The organism is Halothiobacillus sp., from assembly GCF_027346185.1.
Classification (GTDB): domain Bacteria; phylum Pseudomonadota; class Gammaproteobacteria; order Halothiobacillales; family Halothiobacillaceae; genus Halothiobacillus.
Genome location: NZ_DAIESY010000102.1, coordinates 1 through 4,390, shown reverse-complemented (window position 1 = coordinate 4,390; position 4,390 = coordinate 1). Strand labels below are relative to the sequence as shown.

The following is a 4,390-nucleotide window of genomic DNA, read 5'->3' as shown; positions in this document are numbered from 1 at the left end:
ATCACCGATGGTCAATTGCCGGGCCACGGCAGCGGGCACCGGGACTTTGATTTCCCATTGCCCGGCATCCACCGTGGTCAACAGGGGTTGATTGGCCGTAAATACGCCGCCCAATTGCACGGAAATGGTCTGCACCACACCTCCTCGCGACGCGGTCAAGGTGTGTTCAGGCTGCGTGGCGCCGCTGGCCACCAGCGACTGCCAATTCGCTTCGGCCAAGGCAAGGCCCTGTTCTGCCTGTGCCCAGTCCGCTTGTGTCGCCAGTTGGGATTTGAGCATGACTTTGATTTGTGCCAGATGTTTGCGAGCAAACGCCAGATTAGCTTTTGCTTGCGCCACCTGCTGGCGTGTCTGGGCGCTGGTGCGCACCGTAAGCAAGGGCGCGTTTTTGCCGACCGTCGCACCGGGCTGGACGAACACGCGCGAAACTTGCCCCTCGAAAGCGCAGCTTTCGACCCGAACTGCCGAAGGGATGGGCGCAATCAGCCCGTTGAACCGAGGTGTGGCTTGAAGCCGACCTTCGATCAGTGAGACGAGCTGAACCTGCATTTGCACGGGGTCGGAGGGGGAAGAGTCGGCCGCGTGCGCGGTATTCAGTGCCACCAAACCCAGCAAGCCAATGAGTGTCCAGCGCCAAGCGGTGTAATTTGATAAAGAAAACATAGTTCAGTGTTCCGTGGGTGTCGGTGAAGGGTTCGCGCCCGCGTTTGATGCGGGTAGAACGGCAGGATCGATGCCCACCAGGGCGGGCAGGGCATACTCGGCGCGTTGGCGTTCTGCGGCGTTCTGCAACAAGGCCAGACGTTGATTGACGACGGTTTGACGCAAGGTATCGACGGTATTGGCATTCACCAAACCCTGTGCCATTGCTTGCTCGGCTTGCGTCATCCGTCGGCGCAGCGCCGGTAGGTTCGCTTCAATCTCCTCCCGTGCGCGTTGCAGTTCTGCTTGTTTTTGCCGTAGCGTCGCGAAGTCACTGCGGATTTGCACCAAGCGATTTTGATATTGCTCTGCCGCCAGTTTCCGGCTGGTTTTCGCGACCGAAATCGCATGGCGATTACCATCGAAAGACGGCAACACGAGATTGACGCCGACGCCAATGGTCTGCACCTTGGAGGTGTCTTGCGCGCGGGTCAGCCCCAGGCTGATCGATGGGAATTGATCGATCAGGGCTTGGCGATACTGCGCATCCTTCTCATCAATAGCCGCTTTGAGTGCCAGCACATCGGGGCGTTGGTCAATCGATGATGTAGTGATTATCTGAGGAGAAAGCGCTGGTTGTGGTGGCTCGGTCAGCCGCAGTGCGGCATCGGCGGGCAACCCCAAAAGTTGCAGCAATTGGGCGCTGTCTTTAATCCGTTGCAGATTGGCCGCGTGCGCCATTTGCTGCCACTGCGACACATTGGCCAACAGCAAGGCTTGCGTGTCGGCAGTGATTAGCCCCGCCTTTTCTGCCGCCGCATTCGCCGTTATTCGCTGATCGACCCACTGAATTTGGGTCTGCAGCAAGCGCGTCTGTTTTTGTAAATACCAAACATTCAGATATTGCTGCTGCACGGCGGCGGCCAGTTGCCACGCCTGCCAGCGATGATTCAGAATCGCCTGGCGCAAACGGGCCTGAATGGCTTGTTTGCGCGGAGCCTGTTTCAACCAGAAACTCAAATCCTGACTCACCGATAAGCTGAAGGCGTTAAACAGCCCTTGTTGCCAGGGATGATCCAGCGATAACCCCAGGCTCATCGGCGGCGGCACATTCGCCAAACCGGCCTGTTGGCGCGCCAGTGCCAGTTGGGTGTTACTTTCGATCAGCTGTGGATTGTGACTTAACGCAAAAAGCGTGGCGCTATCGAGTGTCCAGGCCTGCTTGGGCGGCGTGGGTGAGATGGGCATTCCTGCCGTATCTGGCAGCGGCTGATACTGGGCGCAGCCAACCAATGCGGCAAGCAAAATCAGCAAGGTGCCCGCTCGTGCGGCGGCAAGCCAACGATGCGTTGTCTGAACTGGCAATTGTGATTCTAAAAACATAAATCCCTTCTCACTTTTGGGCACGGGGATGAGCCTTAATGACTACATCATAATGGCTTACGCCTTTTGGGCGAATGAACGCCACATGACCAAAATTTCATCTTTCAGGTCACATGGCTGTTTTAGAATGAGCGGATGAAACTACTACTGGTTGAAGATGATGTGCAGGCGGCGGCCTACCTCGCCAAGGGGCTTGAGGAAAGCGGACACTCGGTGGATCGGGCGGAAAACGGCACCGATGGCCTGCATCTGGCCATGACGGGCGAATACGATGCCTTGATCGTCGATCGCATGTTGCCGGGCTTGGATGGCTTATCACTGATCGCCGCCTACCGCGCGGCGGGCAGGGCAACGCCCGTGTTGATTTTATCGGCACGCGGGGAAGTCGATGACCGCGTGACCGGGCTCAAAGCCGGTGGCGATGATTACCTCACCAAACCCTACGCGTTTTCAGAATTGCTGGCCCGGATCGAGGCACTCACCCGACGGATGCAAACGCGCGATTCGAGCGATACGCTGGCGGTGGCCGATCTCGTCCTTGATCGGGTACGGCATAAGGTCACACGTCGCGATCAACCGATCCTGTTGCAGCCGCGGGAATTCCGACTGCTTGATTACTTGATGCGCCACGCCGGACAGGTCGTGACGCGTACCATGCTGCTCGAACAGGTCTGGGGCTACCATTTCGACCCGCAAACCAATGTGATCGATGTGCATATTTCAAGGCTGCGCAGCAAAATCGATCGGGATTTCGATACGCCGCTGTTGCACACCGTGCGCGGTGCCGGGTATGTGCTCAGCGATGCGCCTGTCTGAACTTATCCGCCAGCCCGGCATGATCTGGCGGCGGTTTCGGCGTCTGTTGCGCACCAGCGTCTTCCGGCTGGCTTTGTTATTCGCCATTGCGTTCAGCGTGGTGGTTGGCGTATCTCTGGCCGGGGTGTACTGGCTTTCCACTCAATATATCGTCGGGCAAATCGATGTGAATTTGCAGGATGAACTAACTCAGTTACGCGGCGATATCGGTGAGGGCCAAAGTGAGGGCCTGATCGGGCAAATTCGGGAACGCGTCTCGCAAAACGATAAAAGCAGCCGCCTTTATCTCTTGGTTGATGCCAATCGGCATATTCTGGCGGGCAATCTCTTGGGCTGGCCCAAGGATTTGACCTGTGGTGAGCCGGCTGAATTCAGCGACCAAAGCGACATCGTGCCGAAAAACCGACAGGCGGAAGATTCGGATATCCGCGTGCGCGCCCTGAGCACGCAGCTCCCGAATGGGCGCTGTCTCTTGGTTGGGCAAGCGATGATTGAAGAGGAAGGATTCACCGACCACACCGGTTATCTGCTGACCTGGGCCTTGGGCATCATCACCTTGTTTTCCTTGGCTGGCGGCGGCTGGATGGGGCTTGCCGTGTTGCGCCGCATCGATACCATCACCCATACCGCAACGCAGATCATGGCCGGGGAGTTTTCCCGTCGCATTCCCGATGAAGGCAAAGGCGATGAGTTCTCCGATCTCTCCGCCCGGCTCAATCAAATGCTCGATCGCATCGACGAACTCATGGCCGGGATGCGGAGTGTCACCGACAACATCGCTCATGATTTACGCAGTCCGCTCACCCGGTTGCGCAACCGATTGGATATTTCCCTGACGCATGAACGTCCCGCAGCACAATACCGTGTAGTCATGCAGCAAACCCTGGACGATGCCGATCAACTCCTTGCACTGTTCAATACCCTGATCGCCATTGCTCAAGCGGAAGCCGGTGTGCGACGGGAAGTATTTACGACGGTAGATTTCAGCAGTCTTCTGCTCGATTTGGTTGATTTTTACCAGTTGGCGGCAGAGGATCGAGGCATTCATCTCAGCGCACAGATTCAACCGGGTATAACCCGCCTGGCCAGTCAAGGGCTTCTGACCCAAATCGTGGTCAATTTGCTGGAAAACGCACTCAATCACATCCCCGCTGGATCAAAAGTAGCCATCACCCTCAGTCAGCAGGACAAAAACATCTCGCTCATCATTGCCGATAACGGGCCGGGCATCCCCAATCCCGCCGACCGTTTGCGCGTGCTGGAACGGTTTGTTCGGCTGGATACGGCGCGAAGCTCGCCCGGCAGTGGTTTGGGGCTTGCTTTGGTGCGCGCGGCCATGCACGAACATGGCGGCACCGTCGAGCTGCAAGATAATCATCCGGGCCTGAAGGTCGTATTGACTTTTCCTTGCCTAAGGAGCCTCTGATTGAATCGAAAATACTGGGCGGCTGACGTTCAATGCGATTTTTTTCGCTTGAGGAGCCGGTTTTGGCTGAAAATCTCCCCAAATTTCAGCATTTCGACGGTTTTTGGGCAGATTTTCCCTGTG

4 protein-coding genes are annotated in these 4,390 nt (G+C 57.0%); 2 read left to right on the top strand and 2 right to left on the bottom strand.

All coding sequences use genetic code 11. From position 1 onward, the window contains the following. Together M7R55_RS07595 and M7R55_RS07590 are read right to left on the bottom strand one after the other, a co-directional pair. Window positions 1–663, bottom strand: a 663-nt coding sequence (locus M7R55_RS07595) for an efflux RND transporter periplasmic adaptor subunit (RefSeq protein WP_298219817.1), incomplete at its 3' end; no start/stop codon positions are given. Window positions 664–666: 3 nt separating this feature from the next. Then, on the bottom strand, window positions 667–2,025 hold the full coding sequence (locus M7R55_RS07590) for a TolC family protein (protein WP_298219816.1): 1,359 nt from the start codon (window positions 2,023–2,025) through the stop codon (window positions 667–669). A gap of 135 nt (window positions 2,026–2,160) precedes the next feature. Here M7R55_RS07590 and M7R55_RS07585 point away from each other — a divergent pair, with 135 nt between their 5' ends. After that, a complete protein-coding gene (locus M7R55_RS07585; RefSeq protein ID WP_298219815.1) occupies window positions 2,161–2,841 on the top strand; it encodes a response regulator transcription factor in 681 nt (226 codons plus the stop codon). Next, window positions 2,828–4,267, top strand: a complete 1,440-nt coding sequence (locus M7R55_RS07580; protein WP_298219814.1) for a HAMP domain-containing sensor histidine kinase — start codon at window positions 2,828–2,830, stop codon at window positions 4,265–4,267. Before M7R55_RS07585 ends, M7R55_RS07580 begins: the two co-directional genes overlap by 14 nt. Window positions 4,268–4,390 lie beyond the last annotated feature (123 nt).

Coding starts and splice junctions, on each gene's coding strand:
- M7R55_RS07590 (WP_298219816.1), bottom strand. CDS start 2,025: ATGTTTTTAGAATCACAATTGCCAGTTCAGACAACGCATCGTTGGCTT.
- M7R55_RS07585 (WP_298219815.1), top strand. CDS start 2,161: ATGAAACTACTACTGGTTGAAGATGATGTGCAGGCGGCGGCCTACCTC.
- M7R55_RS07580 (WP_298219814.1), top strand. CDS start 2,828: ATGCGCCTGTCTGAACTTATCCGCCAGCCCGGCATGATCTGGCGGCGG.